A 22,224-nucleotide genomic window follows, 5' to 3' on the forward strand; every position below is an offset into this window, starting at 1 on the left:
GCCGAACGCAGCCTCGCAGGCTCGGCAGCTGCTACAACAAGTGTGTAGGTCCGCTGGGTTTTGTGGAAATGAACAATAATCACCACACCCCCTTGTGCAGCGGACTGGCGTTATTGTCCGGGGCTACTGGCAGCATGGAACGCATTGGAACTGGAGAATTCGCATGAAAATCGTCATCGCCCCCGATTCGTTCAAGGACAGCCTCAGCGCCCAAAGTGTGGCCGACGCCATTGCGTTGGGTCTGGCAGATGTCTGGCCTGAAGCGCAACTGATCAAATGCCCGATGGCCGACGGTGGCGAAGGCACGGTGGAGTCGATTCTGGCCGCGTGCGAGGGAGAACTGCGTCGCACGAAGGTCCGTGGTCCGCTCGGTGCAACGGTCGACGCCGCCTGGGGCTGGTTGCCACACAACCACACCGCGATCATCGAAATGGCCGAAGCCAGCGGCTTGCAGTTGGTACCGCCGGGCAAGCGCAATGCCTGCTTCAGTAGCACCTTCGGCACCGGCGAACTGATTCGCGCGGCCCTTGATGCCGGGGCAGAGCGGGTGATTCTGGCCATTGGCGGCAGCGCCACCAACGATGGCGGGGCCGGAGCGATGCAAGCGCTGGGCGTGAGATTGCTGGATGCACAGGGACAAACCCTGGTACCGGGCGGTTTGGCGCTGGCAAAACTGGGTCGCATCGATCTGAGTGACATTGACCCGCGTCTGGCTGAAGTGCGCTTCGACATCGCAGCCGATGTTACCAATCCACTGTGCGGTCCTCACGGCGCTTCAGTCATTTTCGGCCCACAAAAAGGCGCATCGCCCGAACAAGTGCAGCAACTGGATGACGCGCTCGGACACTTTGCTGAACGGTGCGCTGATGTATTAGGTCGCGACGTCAAGGACGAACCGGGCACCGGTGCAGCGGGCGGTCTGGGGTTTGCCGCTACGGCATTCCTCGGTGCACAGTTTCTGGCCGGTGTGGAAGTGGTCGCCGAACTGGTCGGGTTGGTGGAAGCAGTGCAGGGCGCTGACCTGGTGGTGACCGGGGAAGGGCGGTTCGATGCCCAGACCTTGCGCGGCAAAACGCCGTTCGGTGTCGCGCGCATTGCCCGGCAGCACGGCGTGCCGGTGATCGTGATCGCCGGCACCTTGGGTGAGGGCTATCAGGCGTTGTATGAACACGGTATCGATGCCGCGTTTTCGTTGGCGAGCGGGCCAATGCCGCTGGAACAGGCGTGCGCTGAAGCGCCACGGTTGCTGCGTGATCGCGCCAGCGATATCGCGCGGGTCTGGCGGATTGCCAAAGCCTGACGCGAGACTTTGTAGCAGCTGTCGAGCCTGCGAGGCTGCGTTCGAGTGCGCAGTAGTCGCAGGATCTAAAAAGCGCGACTGCTTCGCAGTCGGACGCAGCCTTCGGCAGCTGCTACAGGTGATTTTTTTCATAGTTGAAACACTCGTACCCCCTCGAAATATATTTCTCCATCCCCCCGCAACAAACCTCATCCCCGGCCGATACAGCCTATAGACGCTCACACACCCGATTCGACAGTGGCGCCAAACTGAATGCGTGCCGTTCAGTCATCACCGCACGGATGCTCGCCGCCTCACTCTTCCGAGATGCCTCCTATGTCACTGCGTAATCTGAATATCGCGCCTCGAGCGTTCCTGGGTTTTTCGTTCATTGCCTTGCTTGTGATCGTGCTGGGTGTGTTTGCCGTGGACCGCATGTCGATCATCCGTCAGGCCTCCGTTGATATGGAAAGCACGCAGCTGCCCAGCGTCGGCTTTCTGGGCAACATGACTGAAAACGTCTTGCGCCTGCGGATCCTGTCTTTCCGTGTACTGATCAACCGCGAGCCCGCCGCGTTGCAGGAGGCGCAGACCCGCATCGGTGTGCTCATCGACAAGCTGCGCAGCGCTCAGGCCAGTTATGCCGCCTTGCCCGCTCAGCCGGAAGAAGCCGCGCAGTACAAAACCTTCATGGCAACGCTGGACAGTTACATGCAGGCGCAGAACCAGATGATGGACCTGTCGCGGCAGAACCGGCTCGACGAGATGCGCGACCTGATCAATACCCGAATCAAGGACGGCACCGACCAGATGGGCGAGCAGTTGAACAAGCTGGTGGCCCTTAACAACGCTTACGCCAAGGCCGCCTCCGTTGAGGCGGGCGAACACTACAGCAGTGCCATCACCGGCATTATTGTGGTCGCGGTCATGGCGGCGTTGCTGACAGTGTTGCTCGCCTGGCTGCTGACCCGCAGCATCGTCACACCGCTGAACCGTGCAGTGCAGGTCGCCGAAACCATCGCTGGCGGTAATCTTTCCAACGTCATTGACATCGATGGCAAGGACGAGCCGGCCCGTTTGCTCGGTGCCTTGGCGACCATGCAAGCCAGCCTGCGCAAAACCATCGAACAGATTGCCGGATCCGCCACGCAACTGGGCGCCGCCGCTGAAGAACTCAGCACCGTGACTGAAGAAGCTTCTCGCGGCCTGCAACAGCAAAACAACGAAATCGAACAAGCCGCCACCGCCGTCAACGAAATGACCGCCGCCGTGGAAGAAGTGGCGCGCAACGCGGTGTCGACCTCCGAAGCTTCAAGCCAGTCGACCCAGGCAGCGCGCGAAGGCCGTGACCGGGTGGTGGAAACCGTCGACGCGATCCAGACCATGACCCACGACGTGCAAAACACTTCGCTGATGATCGAAGGCCTGGCCGCACAAGGGCGCGATATCGGCAAAGTGCTGGATGTGATCCGCGCCATCGCCGAACAAACCAACCTGCTGGCGCTCAACGCCGCCATCGAAGCCGCCCGTGCCGGTGAAGCCGGGCGGGGTTTTGCCGTGGTGGCGGACGAAGTGCGGGCACTGGCCCATCGCACCGCGCAGTCGACGCAGGAAATCGAAAAAATGGTCGCCGGCATTCAGAACGGCACCGGCCAGGCGGTTTCATCGATGCAGCAAAGCAACCAGCGCTCCCAAAGCACACTGGAAATGGCCCGCGCCGCCGGTGTGGCGCTGGAGAAAATCACCCAGTCGATTCACTTGATCAACGAACGCAATCTGGTGATCGCCAGCGCCTCGGAAGAACAGGCGCAGGTGTCGCGCGAAGTGGACCGCAACCTGGTGAACATCCGCGACCTGGCCACCCAGTCCTCCGCTGGGGCCAATCAGACCAGCGCCGCCACCCATGAACTGTCGCGTCTGGCGGTGGATTTGAATGCCATGGTGGCGCGTTTCGTGATTTGAGGTAGGGTTGAGTTCAGGAGCCCGCGCGCGACAGGAGAATCACATGCGCTATTCAGCCTTGACCAAACGAATTGCCGGCGACGGAGCAGCAGCCTGGCAGATTCATGACCGAGCGCTGGAAATGCGCGAGCAGGGCGTCGATGTCCTGCTGCTGTCGATTGGTGATCCAGACTTCGACACGCCACAGCCCATTGTCCAGGCCGCCATCGACAGTTTGCAGGCCGGCGACACCCATTATCCAGAAGTGCGCGGCAGTCGAGGGCTGCGCAGGAGCATTGCGCGGCGCCATCACCAGCGCAGTGGTCAGGGCGTGGACGCGGACAATGTCATCGTGTTCCCAGGGGCGCAATGCGCGGTGTATTCGGTCGCGCAATGCCTGCTCGATCCGGGCGATGAAGTGATCGTCGCCGAGCCGATGTACGTGACCTATGAAGGCGTGTTCGGCGCCTGCGCCGCTAAAGTTGTGCCGGTGGCGGTGCGCCCGGAGAACGGCTTTCGCGTTGACCCGGCGGATGTCGCGGCACTGATTACCCCGAAAACCCGAGTCATCCTGCTCAACAGTCCGAACAATCCATCCGGCGCCAGTTTGCCGCTGCCCACTTGGCAAGCAATCGCAGCATTGTGCGTGCGCCATGACCTGTGGCTGATCAGCGATGAGGTCTACAGCGACCTGTTGTTCGAGGGGGAGCACACCAGTCCGGCGAGTCTGCCGGACATGGCCGAGCGCACCGTGACCATCAATAGCCTGTCCAAGTCCCACGCCATGAGTGGCTGGCGGGTCGGCTGGGCGATTGGCCCGAAACCCATGGCCGAGCATTTGGTGAATCTGTCGTTGTGCATGTTGTTCGGAATTCCGGATTTCATCCAGAACGCGGCGCAATTGGCGCTGGATCAGAACCTGCCGGAAGTAGCATTGATGCGCGAGGAATATCGCCAGCGCCGTGACCTGGTGTGCGCGAGGCTGAGCGGTTGCCTCGGTATCAGGCCTGTGCGACCGGATGGCGGGATGTTTGTGATGGTGGATGTACGCCAGACCGGGCTGTGCGCCCAGAGCTTTGCCGAGCGGTTGCTGGAGGGGTATGGCGTGTCAGTGCTGGCGGGGGAGGCCTTCGGGCCGAGCGCGGCGGGGCATATCCGGATCGGGTTGGTGGTGGATCAGGTGCAACTGGCGGAGGCGTGTCGAAGAATCGCGTTATGTGCGGCGGATCTTCTGGAGGCGAGGCGAGCCTGACGGTTTTGTGTTGCTTGTGCTGGCCTCATCGCGAGCAGGCTCGCTCCCACAGGGGATTTGTGAACGCCACAGATCCTATGTGGGAGCGAGCCTGCTCGCGATAGCGGACTGACAAACGCTGAATTAATCAGCCTCGCCACGCCCCGGCATTTACCAGATTCTTCGGTCGCTCTCCAGCCAACGCCATCAGCAAATTATCCACTGCGCAGCTGGCCATCGCCTCCCGAGTCTCATGCGTCGCCGACCCCATGTGCGGCGTCGCCACCACGTTGTTCAACGTCAACAGAGGCGAATCCGGGTCCAGCGGCTCACGCTCAAACACATCCAGCCCCGCCCCCCGAATCTGCCCGGAACGCAGCGCTTGAATCAACGCCGCTTCGTCCACCACCTTGCCCCGGGAAATGTTGATGAAAATACTCTGCGGGCGCATCAAGGCGAACTCTTCAGCGCCAATCAACCCTTCGGTTTCAGCCGTCAGCGGCAAGGTCAGGCAGATGAAGTCCGCCTGCTGCAACAACTCCGTCAGGCTTTTGTACTGCGCATTAAAACGCTGCTCCACCGCCGGTTTCGGCGCATGGCTGTGATAGATCACCGGCATGCCAAACCCGAAATGTCCCCGCTGCGCCAAGGCCTCACCAATCCGCCCCATGCCGATGATGCCCAACGTCTTGCCATGCACATCGGTACCGAAGTGCACCGGGCCGATGTTGCGCTTCCACTGGCCGTTGCGAACCATGTTCGCCAGCTCCACTACACGCCGGGCGGTCGCCAGGATCAGCGCGAATCCGGTGTCCGCCGTGGTTTCAGTCAGCACGTCCGGCGTGTTGCTGAGCAGGATGCGGCGCTCGGTAAGGTAATCGATGTCGTAGTTGTCGACGCCGACGGAGACGCTGGCGATGGCTTCGAGATTCGGCGCCAGTTCCAATAACCCGGCATCCAGTCTCAGGCTGGCGCCGAGCAATCCGTGGGCCCGGGGCAGGGCCTCACGCAATTGCGCCAGGCCCTCCGGGTTGAGGTTGTCGATCAGCTTCACCTCGGTGTGCTCATGCAGGCGAGCCATGAGCAGCGGCGAGAGTTTCTTGTACAGAACAACCTGCTTTTTCATCGTCATGTTCTCAATTTCAATTCAAGGGTGAGCAGTCGCCGGACGTTGCGCAGCCGCCTTCTCCACGACCCGGTCACTGGCACCGGGCTTGAGGAAAATCGTCAGCACCACCGAGAGCATCAACGCGCCGCTCATCAACAAATACGAAGCCCCTGGCGATCCGGTGCTGCTGTTCAAGTAGCCGACCAGATACGAGCCGCCAAACGAACCCAGCGCGCCCATGCTGTTGATCAGCGCCATCGCGCCTCCGGCGACGTTGGAGGGAAGGATCTCCGGGATGATCGCGAAAAACGGCCCGTAAGGCGCATACATGCAGGCGCCGGCGATCACCAACAGGGTGTAGGACCACCAGAAATGTTCGGCGCCCAACGCGTAAGAGCCGTAGAACGCGATGGAGGCAATCAGCAGCGGCGGCCAGACGAAGCGTTTGCGCTTCTGCAATTTGTCCGAGCCCCAGGACACCAGCAACATGCCAATAACAGCGGCCAGATACGGCAGCGCCGACAGCCAACCCGCCTGAATCATGTCCATCTTCGCGCCGGCCTTGAGGATCGACGGCAGCCACAACACGAAGCCGTAAACGCCAATGCTCCAGCAGAAAAATTGCAACGCGAGGATGATGACTTTCGTCGAGCGAAAGGCCTCGGCGTAATTTTTCACCGCTTTGATGCCGACCTGTTCAGCGGCAAGGGCGCTTTCCAGATCCTGCTTCTCCTGATCGCTGAGCCACGTCGCTTGTGCCGGACGGTCATCGGCCAGACGCCACCAGATAAACGCCCACAGCACCGCCGGCAACCCTTCGATGATGAACATCCAGCGCCAGCTGTAATGCTGCACCAGATAACCCGACACCACCGACATCCAGAGCATGGTCACCGGGTTGCCCAGGATCAGGAAAGTGTTGGCGCGCGAGCGTTCGGCACGGGTAAACCAATGGCACAGATAGATCAGCATCGCCGGCATGACGGCGGCTTCGACTACCCCGAGCATGAAGCGGATGACGATCAGCCAATAGGCGTTGGAGACGATCCCGGTCAGTGTCGCGAGGCTGCCCCAGAGGATCAGGCTGACGAAAATCAACTTCTTGACGCTGTTCTTCTGCGCGTAAATCGCGCCCGGCACCTGAAAGAAAAAGTAGCCGAGAAAGAACAGCGCGCCGAGCAACGACGACATTCCGGGCGTGATCATCAGGTCGGCGGCCATGCCCGAGGCAGCAGCGAACCCGTAGTTGGCGCGGTCCAGATACGCCAGGCTATAGGTGATGAAGACGATGGGCATGATGTACCACCAGCGGCGGGTGGGGAGTGAAGCTGTTTTCATAGTGGTGCTCCTGAGCTTGTTGTTTTTGTCGCAGCAGGTAACGGGGTAAATCTTCAGTAACTGTGTAGGCCTCATCGCGAGCAGGCTCACTCCCACAGGTGATCTTCGGTTGTCATCTATCCAGTGTGGGAGCTAGCCTGCTGGCGATTGGCGCCCTCAAACTCGGCGGACATTTCGGCTCGGGTCGGAAGTCCTTCCATATCCCCCCGACTCTGCACCGCCCGGCTACCAATCCAGTTGGCACGCCGCACCGCGTCGGCAACGCTGTGGTTTTCCAGGAGCGCGCTGATCATGCCGACGGCAAAACCATCGCCCGCACCAACTGTATCGACCACGGTTGCCACCGGCACACCGGCGACAAATCCCTGATCAACCGGCGTGCGGAAATACGCGCCCTGCGGACCCAGCTTGATCGCCACCGCTTCGGCGCCCAGATCCAGGTAAAACGCCGCGATATCCGCCGGGTCTTCAAGCCCGGTCAGCAGGCGACCTTCACTCAAACCCGGCAGCACCCAGTGGGCGAGGGCGGCCAAGCGGTTGATCTCGGTAATCATCTGTTGTTCGCTGGCCCACAGGCTCGGGCGCAGGTTTGGGTCGAACGACACGCTGCGCCCGGCAGCGCGCATGCGGGTCATCAATTCAAAGGACATTTCCCGCGCCGACGCAGACAGTGCCGGCGGAATGCCGGTGGCGTGCAAGTGACGCGCGCCGAGCAGTGGCGGGGCGATGGATTGCACCGACAAATGACTGGCCGCCGAACCGCGACGGAAATACTCCACCGCCGGATCGCTGCCGTCGTCGGTGCGGGATTTGAGTTGAAACCCGGTCGGGTGCGCCGAGTCGATGGCGACATGACTGCAGTCCAGGCCTTCTTTGCGCAGCGTGTCGACGACAAACCGCCCCAATGAATCGTCGCCCACCCGGCTCAACCACGCCACCTTGAATCCGAGCCGTGAAAGGCCAATCGCAACGTTGTTGTCCGCCCCGGCAATACGTTTGTGGAACTGGCCGACGTCGGCCAGATCACCGCTTTGCTCGGCGACAAACATCGCCATGGTTTCGCCGAACGACAGGATATCGAACTCAGACATGGGCCTTCTCCAACCGGGGTTGACCCAGGCGGGCGAGGGTGGCGACGTGTTCGCGGGTCAGTTGCACCAGGTCATCGCCTTGCAACGGGTATTCCGCTGCGCGCATAACGCCTTGTGGCATATGCCGCAGCAGTTGCTCCCATAACTGCACGTCGCTGGCCATCGGCGGGATGGCGACCAGTTTGCCGTCGGCGCGGCGTGTCACGGCTTTGCAGTGCACGTAGCCGACATGCCGACCGAGCAACCGCGCGGCGCTGGCGGCCGACTGGTCTTGCCATTGCCAGTTGCCAATGTCGAAGGTCATTTTGATCGGCAACTGGTGCTGCTCGACCTCGCCGAAGAAGCGTTGAAACGGTTCAATGCGGCCGCCGTGCAAGGTCTGGTCGTTTTCCACCAGCAACTGCACCGCGCTCTGAGCGAGGACACGGCCCAATGCCTGAAGATCATTGTTGTCGGTGAAGTAACCCAGGGATACTTTCAGCCAATTGGCGCCGAATGTTTTGGCACGCTCAAGGGTGGTGAGCAGTTCGGGATTGGGCTTTGATTGACCGGCCAACCACAGCTCCATCGGCGCCGAGTAGATACTTTCAAGACCCTGGGCGTGGCTGTCGTCAGCCAGTTGAAGCGGGTTTTCATCCGTCAGCAACTCTTCGCGCCATTCAATGTGCGTGGCGCCGGCGGCGGCCAATATATCGATAAAGCTGCCTTGGCCTCGCTGGCGCACAAGGTCCGCGCCGTAGCTGGAAAGGCTGATGGAGACGGGTGGTTTATTCATTGTTTTTATACCTCTGAAACCGGTTTCATTTTTTTTCAAAAAAATGGCTATTCAAATGAAGGTGTTCTTGCGGGCCTCATCGCGAGCAGGCTCGCTCCCACAGGGGATTTGTGGTTGCCATAGTTCCAATGTGGGAGCGAGCCTGCTCGCGAAGGGGCCATAACAATCACTGAAGATTCCCAAGGGTAGACCCCCGCACAATCAACCGCGCCGAAAAATCCAGGGTCCGCACAGCCCCGACATCCCCACGCAACCGCTTGAGCAGACACTCAAACGCACTCGCGCCAATTTCTTCCGTCGGCTGAGCCAGCGCGGTAATCCCGCTGCCCACCAACGGATACCAATCCAGATCATCCAATGCAATCAGCCCCACGTCCTCAAACAGATTGCAGTGCAGCTCACGCAATGAATGAGTGCTCGCCAACGCTGCAATGCCATTGGCACAGAACAGCGCTTTCGGGCCCGGGCCGGGAGTGTTCAAGAATGTATTCAAATGCGTAGTCAGCTCGCTGCCAGTCTCGATCACCGCACCGTCGAAGGCCGGGCGTTGCGCGATCTGTGCCTTGAAACTGCTGACCCGCTCGATGCGCGCGCTGGTGCCGTCCAGCGGTTCGGTGACCATCAGCACATCGCGATAGCCGCGTTCCTGCAAATGGGCGAGGGCCATTTCTACCGCCGCCGGGTTGTCCAGCCCGACCAGATCGCTCTCAAGTTGTTCGACCTTGCGATCCACCAGCACCAACGGCATTTCGCGATGCAGCTCGCGCAGTTCGTCGCGGTGATGACCCAGGGTGTTCACGATCAAACCTTCGATGTTGTACGAACGCAGCAACGCCAGGTGCTGACGTTCCTGCTCGTCATCGCGGTCGGTGTTGCACACCACCAGGCTGTAGCCGTGTTGACGGCAAGCGGTTTCCACCCCGTGCATCACGGCAATCGAATAAGGGTTACGGATGTCGGCCACCAGCATGCCGATCAGACGAGTGCGCCCGCGTTTGAGGCCGCGAGCCATCTGGTTGGGGCGATAGCCGAGTGCGGCAATCGCCTGCTCGATGCGCGAGGCAGTGGCATCGGAGAGCAGGGCGCGGTCGTCGCCAATGAAGCGCGAGACGCTGGCCTTGGAGACACCGGCGTGTTCGGCGACGTCGAGCATGGTGACGCGGCTGCGCTGGGCGGCGGAGAAGTCGTTCACGGGTCGGGCCTTGTTTTTGTATTTGATCTTGTGGGGCTGAAACCGGTTTCAGTAAGCGCCAAAAGCAGATTCTTCGTCAAGTTTGATTATGGAAAAGGTTGCATGAAAACCGACAGGCGGTCGTAAAGCCTGTCAGATATGACAGTAGACCCCGCGAAAAAAGTCGCGCTTAATTATTTCAAGTCAAACCGAAAAATTAGAGCTTATCGAGATATTAAATGTGTCTCGACATGGAGTGTTCATGGCTACTTCTAATAAAAAAATCAAGAAGGCAGGCAATTCATCATTGTCAGCGGGAGTTCATGACTATGACGCACCTGAAGTTGTTGGTGTCGATGTTAACGATCCGGAAGGGCAAGTGCCTATAGAACTAATCACCAAGGGGCTAGAGGTGATAGTTAAGCGCTGGGAGAATTTTCCGGACAAACCGCCTAGAAAAGACCGTTTAAGGGTGGCTTGGGAGTTTGCTGGTACTAAAACATGGGTGTTCGATGAGCTGATCTACCCTGTTCCGCCAGAACGGATGTTTATAAAAATTGACCCTGGTCTATTGACGGAAGACGGCGTCGCCTATGTAAGCTATGAAGTGTGGCTGGAGGATATTAATGTTATTCATTCTGCAAAGCGGAAGTTGACAATAGACAGCGCTCCAGTTGATCTTCTAGAACCAGAATTTCCGAGTGCGGATGGAGGGTATCTGAATTGTTCTACCGATAATCCTCCATTGTGGGAGGGGGTCCGAGTAAAGGTACCACCCGATCCAGACTTTGCACGTGGAGATGTGCTCATCGTTCATTGGGATGGTTATAAAAGCCTTAATGGTAGTGGGCCGCCCATCGCTAACACCTACAAAAAGATACGCAAGACAATAGTGACGCAGGAAGAGTTGGATAAGGGTGTCGAAGTGTTGATTGAACCCTTTGTACCTCACATCGAGCCAATGATAGATAATGCGTCTGCGCTTGCTCGGTACTCCCTTGAAAGAAATGGTCAGATAAAAAGAAGGTCAAAAGTTGGACTGGTGCGTATTGATAGAATTATACCGGGGGAGTGGGATGTTTGTGGGCCACCCTGAAGGAAATTGCGTGTTGGGTAAGTTTAGTGTAGAAGAGCGGTTACTCGGGAAATAACTAATTAATGGAGTGATAAAAAATGAGTAGGCTGACTAATGCTGGATCCCGAGTTGTTCGTCCTGCCGGTAGCCGGCGGCGTACACCGGGAGTATTGCAGAAAAAAGCACCAGAAGTTCCAGGGATTCTCAACGATGGGACACTGCCAGTAGCGCTCATTCCTGTGGGAAGTCCATTGCCAGTAATAATTCCGAAGTGGGGCAATGAACATGTAGATGACTATGTTGAATTTAGAATTATTAAGGACGCCCCCCCTACGGATCCTTTTCTCGATGGAACGATTGTGGAGGAAGGAGAGGCTGGGCCAATCGTTGAGCGCCCAGTTAAAGTAGAGGTAACGCCAGGTTGGTTAATCGAGGACCCAGGCGTGCCTGGGCCCGCTACTTATTACATCTGGGCCGTCATCTGGCTGGCTAATATCAACCCCATAGAAACCCTTCCCACCAAAATCATCGTTGACCCCACCGCACCGTATCAGAGCAAGACGACGGGCGTGAAAGCTCAAGCTACCGTCGCAGCATGGCCACTCGACTTATTAAACAACCCGATTAACGATACATTTATCGCAAACAACCCCCTCGGGCTGGTTATGACAATCCCGAAGAATTACGATAATCCTTTGCCACCGCCTAATGGTGATACTTACAAGCTGTGGATGAGCATAACTTATTCGGCCACGCCGACATTTTTACCCATCAATTCGGGCGAGCTGCCCGCAGACGGGAAAGTCACGGTTCCAATTGCTGAAGTAGCAAAGCTGCTGGGTCAGTCAGTATACGTCTGGTACCAGCTCACTGATTTCGCGGGTAATGTAAGTAACACTTCAGTACCTGCCGGCAAAGCCGTCCAGTTGTTGCCTCCGCCTGTGTTGAAAGCAATCACCGTTCCCAAGGCGGATCCTGTTATCAATATTCAGGATTGCGTCGACGGTGTCACGGTCGATTTTGCAAGAGGGGATAACGTACAGGCTACTGATCATTACGTACTCCAATATGGAGACGTAATTATCTATGACGAAGAAGCTGGGGCGGCGGCGACGTTTTCGATACCGGTCGATAAAGATGTTATAGCCAGTAAGTACAATGACTCAATAGGTGGCGATCAGCCGATAACGATTACTTGTAGTTTATCGCGGGGACCTATACCAGTTGGGAATAAGGAAGCTCTCGTCGTTCTGAAAAATCTTGAATATGCAGGGCCGACAAACCCGGAACATCCCAGCATTGTGAACCCTGCAATGAATCCGGTGGAGGTTTACGGTTTATTGAATCTAAAGAATGAATTAACACCCGAGGATTTTGAGAAAGAAGCAAGGATGACCATCAAGCTGTGGGATGAACCCGGCAGGCAGCCAAAAAATGGGCAAGAGGTTAGAGCTTACTTTGATGGAAAGTTTGTTCCGCCCGTTATATTTTTAAATGATGGCGACGAAGGAAAAGAGTTGTCGCACGCACTTCCGTGGGACATTGTCAAGGGCTCCATGCCGGGCCGTGTCATGGTATATTGGACAGTCGCTACCATTGGCGGTGCTAATATACCGGAGTCGCCAAGAACAGACGTCGCATTTAACGCCATTAAAATCGAACTGAAAGAACCTACGGTTGAGTTTTCACGTGGCGGGAAGATTGGTTGTCCTACCTTGGTTGCGCCTAATTATGAAATCAGCATTATGGTGCCGCCTAATACTACCTACCTGCCAGAGGGTGCGGAAGTAACAGTTTTCTTCAAAGGTTATTCGGATTTTCCAGGAGTTACTCCAAATCCTGATGCTAACCCCTATAGTGTGACGCATACTGTATTGGATACAGAGGTGGTTACAGGGTTCAAGGTTCGGGTGGCTCCATTCAATCCTGTTATAAAATACTCGACCGCCGAGCCTGACGAAAGTATGCCTGGCACTTACCCAGGTGCAGCCGAAGTGTGGTATGACGTTAATATAGGTGGGTCGCCCACACCCACATCTTCACTAAAGTCTAAATATCAAGTGATTCTGATCAGGACGGATTTTACATATTGTGACGGGACCAAATATGACGATGGTAAGCCATAGTTAAGTCTAGGGTGCGATTGGGGAGGGCAGTAGCCTCCCCCTTTTGTCCTTGTGTTTTTCTATCAGGGGTGTCCATAAATCCGATGCATTTAGAGACTATTCCTACATACCTTGCTTGCTTAGCTCGATATTCTCGCCGCCCATTTACAGGGAGAGCGTTCGCTTTTGCTCTTGAACTGGCCATTAAGGGAATTACTATGTCAATCAGGTTGAAGTGCACTTTTGTCGACTTATCTTCGCGTTACATCATGTTGGTGGTCATGCCGTTACTGGTCACTAATCAGGCCTTGGCCAGAACGCTTCTTCCAGCCGAAACGGCCGTTATTTCAAATCCTTCTTCAGCTGAAACATGGGCTGCCGGGCGTGGTAGTTCTCTGACGATAAACGGTGGGAGCACACTCAGCATTGCGGCTAGCGGCGCGTCCTCTGTTGTTCTTAATGGCGTTACAACTACTGGTACTAGTGGAGTCAGTGCAGTTCAGATTATCAACAGTACTGCAGATATATTCGGGAGCACCATAGTCGGCAATCGAGTGGGGCTGCAGGCCGCACGCACCGCTAACAGTTCGACCGGCTCGCTAGTCAACGTGAGCGATAGCGTTATTTCGGGCGTAATCGGAGGAGCCGCCGTTTCCTCCTACAGCATACTTAATCTTTCCAATACACAGGTCGAAGGCACAGGGGTTAACAGTTACGGCCTTGCGTTGTTAGGGGGAAGTGCCAACGTTGGGAACAATAGCCACATTGTGGGTGAACAAAACGGCGTTGTCTTTAAAGCAGACCCCACCGACACACAATCCAGGCAGCTCGTTCTGAGTCGTTCGCATGTCGAAAGTAAAAGCGGCGCGGCGATACTCGTCGACGTGCCGAGCATTTCCGGTTCGACGGTGCGGGTCGACGTCAACGATGGTTCGTCGATAGAGGGTGGAAATGGTGTCATTTTTGATGTGAGGGGTGGCGCTGTCGCGACGATGAACGTCAATCGCAGCACTTTGTCAGGTGACATAGTGAGCGACTCTGCAAGCAGGACCTCTGTTGTCCTGGGTAATGAGGCGGTGCTCAATGGACGCATGGAAAATGTAGCCAATGTCACGATTAATGAAACAGGGCGATGGAATGTGACGGGTAGCAGCAGCGTCGGTTCACTGGAGATGAACGGGGGCACTGTGTCGATGCATTCAGCCGGTGGATTCTATCAGTTGAATCTCGACAGATTGGGTGGGAGCGGTGGCAATTTTGAATTGAAAACCGATTTTGCGACAGGTGAAACCGACAGCCTCAACATCAGTGGTGAGGCCTCAGGCAAGCATCAACTAGTCGTTTCCAGTAGTGGACAGGACCCAGCCAGCGGACAGCCCATCACATTAGTTCATACAGGTGGCGGGGACGCGCAATTCAGCTTGAATGGCAACTCGGTTGATCTTGGTACATTTAGTTACAAGCTGGCAAACAGTGGCAATGACTGGTTCCTTGACCCTACGACCAGCGTTGTTAGCCCTGGCGCGCGTTCAATTTTGGCTTTGTTTAATACGACGATCCCTACTTGGTACGGCGACATGGCACCTGTTCACAGCCGGCTGGGTGAATTGCGCAACAGTGAAGGTAAGGCCGGTACGTGGGGACGGTTTTACGGGAAAAAATACAACGTGGCAGATGGCTCGGGGGTGGGATACCAGCAGACACAACGAGGTTTCTCGTTAGGGGCTGATGCTTCGTTGCCCTTTGGTGATGAACAATGGGTGATAGGTGTGCTTGCAGGACAGAGCCGGTCGAACCTGAATCTTGATTACGGCACTTCCGGCACGATCAATAGTTACTATTTGGATACCTACGCTACATGGGCTGACAGGGCCAGCGGTTACTACTTCGATGGCTTACTGAAATTCAATCACTATCGCAACGAGTCAAGCGTTTCGTTGAGTGATGGAGACCGGGCCAAAGGCCACAACAATACCTCGGGCATAGGCTGGGAAAGCGAATTCGGACGACACATCATGTTTAACGGCACATCTTTCATCGAGCCGTTCGCCAGGCTTTCGGCAGTGGTAATTCAAGGAGATGACTTCAGTCTGGATAATGGCATGGAGGCCAAAGGGGATAGCGCCCGTTCTCTGTTAGGAAGTGTCGGGATGCGGGTTGGCCATTCATTCAACTTTAAAAAGGGTGTTTCGGTGCAGCCCTATTTGAAGGGTAGTTGGGATCGCGAGTTTGAAGACAATAATGAAGTAAAAGTCAACAATACTGTATTCAATAATGATCTTTCTGGCAGTCGTGCTGCATTTGGGGGCGGTCTTGTGGTATCGATGAGTGAAGCGCTGCAAGGTCATGCAGAGTTTGATTATATCAACGGTAAAAATTTCGAGCAGCCTTACGGCTTTAGTTTGGGGTTGCGGTATCGGTGGTGACGCTCGATATTGACTAAAAATAGACTATACCGGAGCAGCATACAGATGCATGCTCCGGTATTGTTTAGTCTTGCTTCCCAAGTACCAGGAAACCGGTGATGTCTATTGCAAATGTTTCGCTGCCGTCGCTACCTGAATTGTCCATCACAGCATTCAAATCGCCTGTAATTGAATTTGACTGCTCGTCGACCGTAAATTGTATAGTGCCGCCAACGCTCTTGTGAGCCGTGGGTTTTTCCGGGTCGGAGTAATCGACGTAATCGACAAAAATATTGTTGTCGATTTTAGCCAATTGGTGCTCTCCGCCTTCCAAATCAGCAGGGATGTAAATCCTTATCTCCTTATAAGTAAGATCGCTGGCTCTATCGTGCACGCGAACCACCAAACGTTCACCAATTGGATCAGGGTGAGACTCCTTTAGCAGATTAAAAGAGGTCGCTTTATAAGCTATTCCATCCACTGTTCCTTCGAATCGGTTTTCCTGGTTGTTTCTGACTCTGGGTGCGAATACACGTTGCGCTGTTGAGGCCATGATGGGAATCTCCAATTTTGATAGAAGTTATCCTTGAACACTAGATGCCTTGTACTGGCCTTATCATGGAAGCGCACAATATATGACTTTGTATACTGTCAAGATTGACAGGTATAAACGAATGGTCTGCTATCGCGATTCAAAATCAATCATCAGAAAAGCCCCGCAGCGATGTTGATCGAAAACCCGAGAATCGCTGTATTGAACACAAAGCCGATTAACGACTGCGCCAGCACAATCTTGCGCATCTCCGGCGTCGCCACGCTGACATCCGAGGTCTGCACTGCAACGCCGAGGGTGAAGGAGAAGTACAGGAAGTCCCAGTAATCAGGGTTTTCCAGGCCCTCCGGAAAGCGTAGCGCCAAGCCTTTGCCATCCCACGTGTAAAACACACGAGCGTAGTGCACGCTGAAAATCACCCCGATCAGTAGCCACGAACCGATGACGCTTAGTGCGGTAAAACCGTAATGCAGCCATTTGCGGGTGGTGTCCAGGTCTGTGTTGCCAGCCAGTTCGTAGGTGATGGTGGCCAGGCTGGCAAGCGCTGCGATGCACACCACAAACAGGACCAGCCCGGCGTTTTCGTCTTCGATCTCGGCGATGCGCTTCACGTCTGGCGCCTCGGAGCGGGCGGCGAGCCACAGCATCAGGATCAGATACGTCCAGACCCCGGCATTCCAGCCGACAAGAATTTTACCAACGACCGTATCGGCAGGAACCAGAATGGCTGTCGCCACGCCCAGGACGGTGGCGGCAGACAGGCGAGGGTGGGTGCGGGTGAGGAAAGGCATGGAGGCTCGATGCGTCAGGGCTTTGCAAATACCTTAGCCCAGTGCAGTCGGTTGTGACCACAAAGGTCAATGCAACACGACCCCATGTGGTGGGTTACAGGTCCTTGTGCCGTTTGCGCACCAACTTCATCACCACCACAAAAAACACCGGCACAAACACCACCGCCATTGTTGCCGTGATCATTCCGCCAATCACCCCCGTACCAATCGCCTGTTGACTCGCCGAGCTGGCCCCGGTGGCAATGGCCAACGGCACCACGCCGAGGATAAACGCCAGCGACGTCATCACAATCGGTCGCAACCTCAGGCGGGCGGCTTGCAACGTGGCGTCGATCAGGTCATGGCCTTCGTCGTACAGGCTCTTGGCGAATTCAATAATCAGGATCGCATTCTTCGCGGACAGGCCAATAATGGTGATCAGCCCGACTTTGAAAAACACATCATTGGGCATCCCGCGAAGGGTCACGGCCAATACCGCACCGAGCACACCCAGTGGCACCACCAGCAGCACCGAGGTCGGAATCGACCAACTCTCATACAGCGCCGCCAGGCACAAAAACACGATCAGCAGCGACAAGCCGAGCAGAATCGGCGCCTGACTGCCGGACAAGCGTTCCTGCAACGACAACCCCGTCCACTCCTGGCCCAATCCCGCCGGGCCCAGTGCGACCAGTCGCTCGATTTCAGCCATGGCTTCGCCGGTGCTGTGCCCCGGTGAGGGTTCACCTGAAATGGCGATGGCCGGGTAACCGTTGTAGCGGGTCAGTTGCGCCGGGCCCTGGGTCCATTTGGACTGGACAAAGGCCGACAGGGGCACCATTTTTTCGGCGTTGTTGCGCACGTGCATCTTCAACAGGTCGGCCACCTGGCTGCGTTGATCGCCTTCGGCCTGCACCACCACTCGCTGCATGCGCCCCTGATTGGGAAAGTCGTTGATGTAAGCCGAGCCGACGGCGGTGGACAGCACATTACCGATGTCGGCAAACGACACGCCCAGCGCATTGGCTTGTTTGCGGTCGACTTCCAATTGCACTTGCGGCGCTTCGGCCAAAGCGCTTTCGCGCACGTTCATCAGGATCGGGCTTTTCTCGGCAGCGGCGAGCAGTTCACTGCGTGCCTGCATTAGCGTGGCATGGCCGAGACCGCCTCGGTCCTGCAAGCGGAACTCGAAACCGCTGGATGTGCCGAGGCCGTCAACCGGAGGTGGCAGAACGGAGAAAACCACCGCGTCCTTGATCTGACTCAACGCGATGTTGGCCCGGTCGGCAATCGAACTGGCTGAATCGTCACTGCTGCGATCAGACCAATCCTTGAGGGTGGCAAACGACAGCGCGGCGTTCTGCCCGCTGCCGGAAAAGCTGAAACCGAGAATGATCGTGCTGTCGCCAATGCCCGGTTCCGTGGCGTTGTGCGCTTCAATCTGCTCAACCACCTGCACCGTGCGGTTCTTGCTTGCACCCGGTGGCAGTTGAATGTCGGTGATGGTGTAACCCTGGTCCTCGACCGGCAGGAACGAGGAGGGCAGGCGGCTGAAACACACCGCCAGTCCGATCAGCAGCACGCCATAGATCAGCAGGTAACGTCCGCTGCGTTTCAGCGCATAGGCGACCCAGTCTTGATAACGCTCGGTCAAACGGTCAAAACCGCGATTGAACCAGCCGAAGAAACCGCTTTTCTCGTGGTGCTCACCCTTGGCAATCGGTTTGAGCAGCGTGGCGCACAACGCCGGGGTCAACGTCAGCGCAAGGAACGCCGAGAACAGGATCGAGGTGGCCATGGACAACGAGAACTGCCGATAAATCACTCCGACCGAACCCTGCATGAACGCCATCGGAATAAACACCGCCACCAGCACCAGCGTGATGCCGATGATCGCTCCGGTGATCTGCTTCATGGCCTTGCGCGTCGCCTCCTTGGGCGACAGCCCTTCGGTGGCCATGATTCGCTCGACGTTCTCCACCACGACAATGGCATCGTCCACCAGAATACCGATGGCCAGCACCATACCGAACATGGTCAGCACGTTGATCGAAAAGCCCAGCGCCAACATGGTCGCAAAGGTGCCCATCAGCGCCACCGGAACCACCAGTGTAGGGATCAGCGTGTAGCGGATGTTTTGCAGGAACAGGAACATCACTGCAAATACCAGCAGCATCGCCTCGCCAAGGGTGTAAACAACCTTGGTGATCGAGACCTTGACGAAGGGCGAGGTGTCGTAAGGGATTTTGTATTCCACGCCGGCCGGGAAGTAGCGCGACAGTTCGTCCATCTTCGCCCGCACCCGCGTGGCGGTGCTCAGGGCATTGGCGCCCGGCGCCAGTTGCACGCTGACAGCGGTCGACGGTTTGCCGTTCAGGCGGGTGGAGAAGTTGTATTCCTGGCTGCCGATTTCGACCCGTGCGACATCGCCGATGCGTACGGTAGAACCGTCGGAGCTGGCCTTGAGGACGATGTCGGCAAATTCTCCCGGCGTCGACAACTGGCCCTTCACCAAAATGGTCGCGGTGATTTCCTGGGTGGTACGGGTCGGCAGATCGCCGATGCTGCCGGCGGACACCTGAGCGTTTTGCGCGACGATGGCGGCGTTGACGTCGGCCGGGGTCAGGTTGAATCCGATCAGCTTCTGCGGGTCGATCCAGATGCGCATAGCCCGTTCGGCGCCATATAACTGCGCCTTGCCGACGCCGTCCAGACGTTTGATCTCGTTCATCACGTTGCGTGCCAGGTAATCGCTGAGCGCTACGTCGTCGAGCTTGCCGTCGCTGGAAGTCAGGGTGACGAGCAGCAGGAAACCCGCGGAGACTTTTTCGACTTGCAGGCCTTGCTGAATGACTGCTTGCGGCAACCGTGACTCGACCACCTTGAGGCGGTTTTGCACATCGACCTGGGCCAATTCCGGGTCAGTGCCCGGTTGAAACGTGGCCTTGATGGTGGCGCTGCCAAGGCTGCTTTGCGACTCGAAGTACAGCAAATGATCGGCGCCGTTGAGTTCTTCCTCGATCAGGCTGACCACGCTCTCGTCCACGGTCTGCGCCGAAGCGCCCGGGTACACGGCGTAAATTTCGATTTGCGGCGGGGCGACGTCGGGGTACTGCGCCACCGGCAACTGCGGAATGGCCAAAGCACCCGCCAGCAGGATGAACAAGGCAACCACCCAGGCAAATACCGGGCGATCAATAAAGAACTGCGGCATAAAAAAGCGTCCTGCTTACTGACCAGAAACCTGGGCAAGTGGAAGAGGGGTACTGTCGATCTGGACCTGCTCACCGGGGCGCGCGTGTTGCAGGCCTTCGATGACAATGCGGTCGCCAGGCTTGAGGCCACCGGTGACGATCCAGCGATCATCCTGCACCGCGCCCAGTTCCACTGGTTGCAGGCCAACGCGCTCATCGGCGTCGAGTAGCAACACTTGCGCAATGCCAGCGCTGTCACGCTGGATCGCCCGTTGCGGCACGCTGATGCCTTGCTGGTTGACCGCTTGTTCCAGGCGTACACGGACGAAACCGCCGGGTAGCAGGTCGAGGTCCGGGTTGGGGAACTCGCTGCGCAGGACGATCTGGCCAGTGCCCGGATCAACGGTGATGTCGCTGAACAGCAGCTTGCCCGGTAGTGGATAGAGGCTGCCGTCATCCTGGATCAACGTTGCTCTGGCTTGACCCTGACCGACTTGCTGCAAGTGGCCGGAGCGGAAGGCCCGGCGCAGGTCGTTGAGTTCGCGGGTCGATTGGGTGAGGTCGGCATGGATGGGGTCCAGCTGTTGAATCAGCGCCAGTGGCGTGGTTTCGTTCTGGCCGACCAGCGCACCTTCGGTGACCAGTGCGCGGCCGATGCGGCCGGAAATCGGCGCGGTGACCGTGGCGTAACCGAGATTCAATTTCGCTCGCTCCACGGCCGCTTTGCTGGCGGCGACGTCGGCTGCGGTTTGCCGCACGTTGGCCCGGGCATTGTCGTAATCCTGGCCGCTGATGGCGTTGCCTTCGATCAACTGGGCATAACGCTGTTCTTGCAGCCGCGCCTGGAACGCATTGGCCTCGGCCTTGCGCAACGCGGCTTCGGCGCTGTCCAGGTCGGCCTTGAACGGGGCCGGATCGATACGGAACAGTACGTCGCCTTTTTTCACATCGCTGCCTTCATTGAAGGTGCGTTGCAACACGACACCCGCGACACGGGCTCGAACTTCAGCCATCCGGGGCGCGGCAATCCGCCCGCTCAGTTCGCTGGTGATCGACAGTGGCCGTGCTTCGATGGTTTCGATGCGCACGGTGGCCGGAGGTGGCTGTTCTTCGGCGTGGGAGGACTTGTCACAGGCGCTCAGCGTCAGCGCCAGTGCAAGCAGGCCGAGCGCGGCAAGTAGATTCTTTGACATGGAAACACCCCAATATTGACCCCCGCATCCTACGGGGAGCCGACGAGGGTAGCGGTGAAGCTTTGTTGGTGCTGTGTGAAATTGTGTAAGGGTTTTACTCAGGCGGGGGTGAGGGCGTATATCCTTTGCAGCTTGAAACTTTTTGCGACGGTCAGGCCGCTTTCGCGAGCAGGCTCGCTCCCACAGTAGTTTGGTGTGAGCACAGATTTTGTGAACACCACCGGCCACTGTGGGAGCAAGCCTGCTCGCGAAAGCGATCTATCGGTCGCCACTGCACTTTCTGGAAGCACCCATGCCCAACATCCTCCTGGTCGAAGACGACACCGCGCTCTCCGAACTGATCGCCAGCTACCTGGAACGCAACGGCTATTCGGTCAGCGTGATCAGCCGTGGCGACCACGTGCGCGAACGCGCCCGGGTCAATCCGCCGGATCTGGTGATCCTCGACCTGATGCTGCCGGGCCTCGACGGATTGCAAGTCTGCCGCTTGCTGCGGGCCGATTCGGCCACGCTGCCGATCCTGATGCTCACCGCCCGTGACGACAGCCACGATCAAGTCCTGGGCCTGGAAATGGGCGCCGATGATTACGTCACCAAGCCCTGCGAACCCCGGGTTTTGCTGGCCCGCGTTCGCACGCTATTGCGCCGCAGCAGTCTTGGCGAGCCGCAGACCGTCAACGACCGCATTGTTATGGGCAACCTGTGCATCGACTTGTCCGAACGCACCGTGACCTGGCGCGAGCACTTGGTCGAACTGTCCAGCGGTGAATACAACCTGCTCGTGGTGTTGGCTCGACATGCCGGTGAAGTGCTGAGCCGCGACCAGATCCTGCAACGCCTGCGCGGCATCGAATTCAACGGCACCGACCGCTCGGTGGACGTAGCGATTTCCAAGCTGCGGCGTAAGTTCGACGACAATGCGGGCGAGGCGCGCAAGATCAAGACCGTATGGGGCAAGGGTTATCTGTTCAGCCGTTCCGAGTGGGAATGCTGAG

16 protein-coding genes are annotated in these 22,224 nt (G+C 57.3%); 7 read left to right on the top strand and 9 right to left on the bottom strand.

The genetic code is table 11. The features are described from left to right. The first annotated feature begins 163 nt into the window (after positions 1-163). From J2Y56_RS00730 to J2Y56_RS00740, 3 genes are all read left to right on the top strand, one after another. The gene (locus tag J2Y56_RS00730; protein ID WP_310347908.1) at positions 164-1,300 is read left to right on the top strand and encodes a glycerate kinase; all 1,137 of its coding nucleotides are present in this window, start codon (positions 164-166) and stop codon (positions 1,298-1,300) included. A gap of 315 nt (positions 1,301-1,615) precedes the next feature. Beyond that, a complete protein-coding gene (locus J2Y56_RS00735; protein WP_310347910.1) occupies positions 1,616-3,241 on the top strand; it encodes a methyl-accepting chemotaxis protein in 1,626 nt (541 codons plus the stop codon). A 43-nt stretch (positions 3,242-3,284) separates the two neighbouring features. Further along, a complete protein-coding gene (locus J2Y56_RS00740) occupies positions 3,285-4,472 on the top strand; it encodes an aminotransferase class I/II-fold pyridoxal phosphate-dependent enzyme (protein ID WP_310347912.1) in 1,188 nt (395 codons plus the stop codon). A 127-nt stretch (positions 4,473-4,599) separates the two neighbouring features. Here J2Y56_RS00740 and J2Y56_RS00745 read toward each other — a convergent pair whose 3' ends face one another. The 5 genes from J2Y56_RS00745 to J2Y56_RS00765 all read right to left on the bottom strand — a co-directional run bounded on the left by J2Y56_RS00745 (position 4,600) and on the right by J2Y56_RS00765 (position 9,955). After that, positions 4,600-5,577 (bottom strand): D-glycerate dehydrogenase, encoded by a 978-nt coding sequence (locus tag J2Y56_RS00745; RefSeq protein WP_310347916.1) that lies wholly within the window; start codon positions 5,575-5,577, stop codon positions 4,600-4,602. Between the two features lie 21 nt (positions 5,578-5,598). Further along, positions 5,599-6,897 (bottom strand): MFS transporter, encoded by a 1,299-nt coding sequence (locus J2Y56_RS00750; RefSeq protein ID WP_310347919.1) that lies wholly within the window; start codon positions 6,895-6,897, stop codon positions 5,599-5,601. A 116-nt stretch (positions 6,898-7,013) separates the two neighbouring features. Next, a complete protein-coding gene (locus J2Y56_RS00755) occupies positions 7,014-7,988 on the bottom strand; it encodes a sugar kinase (protein ID WP_310347922.1) in 975 nt (324 codons plus the stop codon). Continuing rightward, positions 7,981-8,763, bottom strand: a complete 783-nt coding sequence (locus J2Y56_RS00760) for an AP endonuclease (protein ID WP_310347924.1) — start codon at positions 8,761-8,763, stop codon at positions 7,981-7,983. Before J2Y56_RS00760 ends, J2Y56_RS00755 begins: the two co-directional genes overlap by 8 nt. A 166-nt stretch (positions 8,764-8,929) precedes the next feature. Further along, the gene (locus J2Y56_RS00765; protein WP_310347927.1) at positions 8,930-9,955 is read right to left on the bottom strand and encodes a LacI family DNA-binding transcriptional regulator; all 1,026 of its coding nucleotides are present in this window, start codon (positions 9,953-9,955) and stop codon (positions 8,930-8,932) included. A 241-nt stretch (positions 9,956-10,196) separates the two neighbouring features. Between J2Y56_RS00765 and J2Y56_RS00770 the strand changes: the two genes are divergently transcribed. From J2Y56_RS00770 to J2Y56_RS00780, 3 genes are all read left to right on the top strand, one after another. Further along, the gene (locus J2Y56_RS00770; RefSeq protein WP_310347931.1) at positions 10,197-11,030 is read left to right on the top strand and encodes a hypothetical protein; all 834 of its coding nucleotides are present in this window, start codon (positions 10,197-10,199) and stop codon (positions 11,028-11,030) included. A gap of 77 nt (positions 11,031-11,107) precedes the next feature. Beyond that, the gene (locus tag J2Y56_RS00775) at positions 11,108-13,135 is read left to right on the top strand and encodes a hypothetical protein (protein WP_310347933.1); all 2,028 of its coding nucleotides are present in this window, start codon (positions 11,108-11,110) and stop codon (positions 13,133-13,135) included. A 197-nt stretch (positions 13,136-13,332) separates the two neighbouring features. Beyond that, the gene (locus J2Y56_RS00780) at positions 13,333-15,540 is read left to right on the top strand and encodes an autotransporter outer membrane beta-barrel domain-containing protein (protein WP_310347935.1); all 2,208 of its coding nucleotides are present in this window, start codon (positions 13,333-13,335) and stop codon (positions 15,538-15,540) included. A 64-nt stretch (positions 15,541-15,604) separates the two neighbouring features. Here J2Y56_RS00780 and J2Y56_RS00785 read toward each other — a convergent pair whose 3' ends face one another. The 4 genes from J2Y56_RS00785 to J2Y56_RS00800 all read right to left on the bottom strand — a co-directional run bounded on the left by J2Y56_RS00785 (position 15,605) and on the right by J2Y56_RS00800 (position 21,229). Beyond that, complete coding sequence (locus tag J2Y56_RS00785; RefSeq protein WP_310347936.1) at positions 15,605-16,072, bottom strand: hypothetical protein; 468 nt, start codon at positions 16,070-16,072, stop codon at positions 15,605-15,607. 152 nt (positions 16,073-16,224) lie between these two features. Next, the gene (locus tag J2Y56_RS00790) at positions 16,225-16,863 is read right to left on the bottom strand and encodes a DUF1345 domain-containing protein (RefSeq protein ID WP_310347938.1); all 639 of its coding nucleotides are present in this window, start codon (positions 16,861-16,863) and stop codon (positions 16,225-16,227) included. A 94-nt stretch (positions 16,864-16,957) separates the two neighbouring features. Next, a complete protein-coding gene (locus tag J2Y56_RS00795; protein WP_310347939.1) occupies positions 16,958-20,056 on the bottom strand; it encodes an efflux RND transporter permease subunit in 3,099 nt (1,032 codons plus the stop codon). Between the two features lie 15 nt (positions 20,057-20,071). Then, on the bottom strand, positions 20,072-21,229 hold the full coding sequence (locus J2Y56_RS00800) for an efflux RND transporter periplasmic adaptor subunit (RefSeq protein WP_310347941.1): 1,158 nt from the start codon (positions 21,227-21,229) through the stop codon (positions 20,072-20,074). 292 nt (positions 21,230-21,521) lie between these two features. Here J2Y56_RS00800 and J2Y56_RS00805 point away from each other — a divergent pair, with 292 nt between their 5' ends. Further along, positions 21,522-22,223: a response regulator transcription factor gene (locus J2Y56_RS00805; RefSeq protein ID WP_310347942.1), complete on the top strand. Its 702-nt coding sequence runs from the start codon at positions 21,522-21,524 to the stop codon at positions 22,221-22,223. The last annotated feature ends 1 nt before the right edge of the window (position 22,224 follow it).

It is taken from the genome of Pseudomonas sp. BE134 (assembly GCF_031456105.1).
In the GTDB taxonomy this organism is placed as follows: Bacteria; Pseudomonadota; Gammaproteobacteria; order Pseudomonadales; family Pseudomonadaceae; genus Aquipseudomonas.

Coding starts and splice junctions, on each gene's coding strand:
- J2Y56_RS00740 (WP_310347912.1), top strand. CDS start 3,285: ATGCGCTATTCAGCCTTGACCAAACGAATTGCCGGCGACGGAGCAGCA.
- J2Y56_RS00780 (WP_310347935.1), top strand. CDS start 13,333: ATGTCAATCAGGTTGAAGTGCACTTTTGTCGACTTATCTTCGCGTTAC.
- J2Y56_RS00730 (WP_310347908.1), top strand. CDS start 164: ATGAAAATCGTCATCGCCCCCGATTCGTTCAAGGACAGCCTCAGCGCC.
- J2Y56_RS00760 (WP_310347924.1), bottom strand. CDS start 8,763: ATGAATAAACCACCCGTCTCCATCAGCCTTTCCAGCTACGGCGCGGAC.
- J2Y56_RS00770 (WP_310347931.1), top strand. CDS start 10,197: ATGGCTACTTCTAATAAAAAAATCAAGAAGGCAGGCAATTCATCATTG.
- J2Y56_RS00790 (WP_310347938.1), bottom strand. CDS start 16,863: ATGCCTTTCCTCACCCGCACCCACCCTCGCCTGTCTGCCGCCACCGTC.
- J2Y56_RS00755 (WP_310347922.1), bottom strand. CDS start 7,988: ATGTCTGAGTTCGATATCCTGTCGTTCGGCGAAACCATGGCGATGTTT.
- J2Y56_RS00800 (WP_310347941.1), bottom strand. CDS start 21,229: ATGTCAAAGAATCTACTTGCCGCGCTCGGCCTGCTTGCACTGGCGCTG.
- J2Y56_RS00775 (WP_310347933.1), top strand. CDS start 11,108: ATGAGTAGGCTGACTAATGCTGGATCCCGAGTTGTTCGTCCTGCCGGT.
- J2Y56_RS00735 (WP_310347910.1), top strand. CDS start 1,616: ATGTCACTGCGTAATCTGAATATCGCGCCTCGAGCGTTCCTGGGTTTT.
- J2Y56_RS00795 (WP_310347939.1), bottom strand. CDS start 20,056: ATGCCGCAGTTCTTTATTGATCGCCCGGTATTTGCCTGGGTGGTTGCC.
- J2Y56_RS00750 (WP_310347919.1), bottom strand. CDS start 6,897: ATGAAAACAGCTTCACTCCCCACCCGCCGCTGGTGGTACATCATGCCC.
- J2Y56_RS00745 (WP_310347916.1), bottom strand. CDS start 5,577: ATGAAAAAGCAGGTTGTTCTGTACAAGAAACTCTCGCCGCTGCTCATG.
- J2Y56_RS00785 (WP_310347936.1), bottom strand. CDS start 16,072: ATGGCCTCAACAGCGCAACGTGTATTCGCACCCAGAGTCAGAAACAAC.
- J2Y56_RS00805 (WP_310347942.1), top strand. CDS start 21,522: ATGCCCAACATCCTCCTGGTCGAAGACGACACCGCGCTCTCCGAACTG.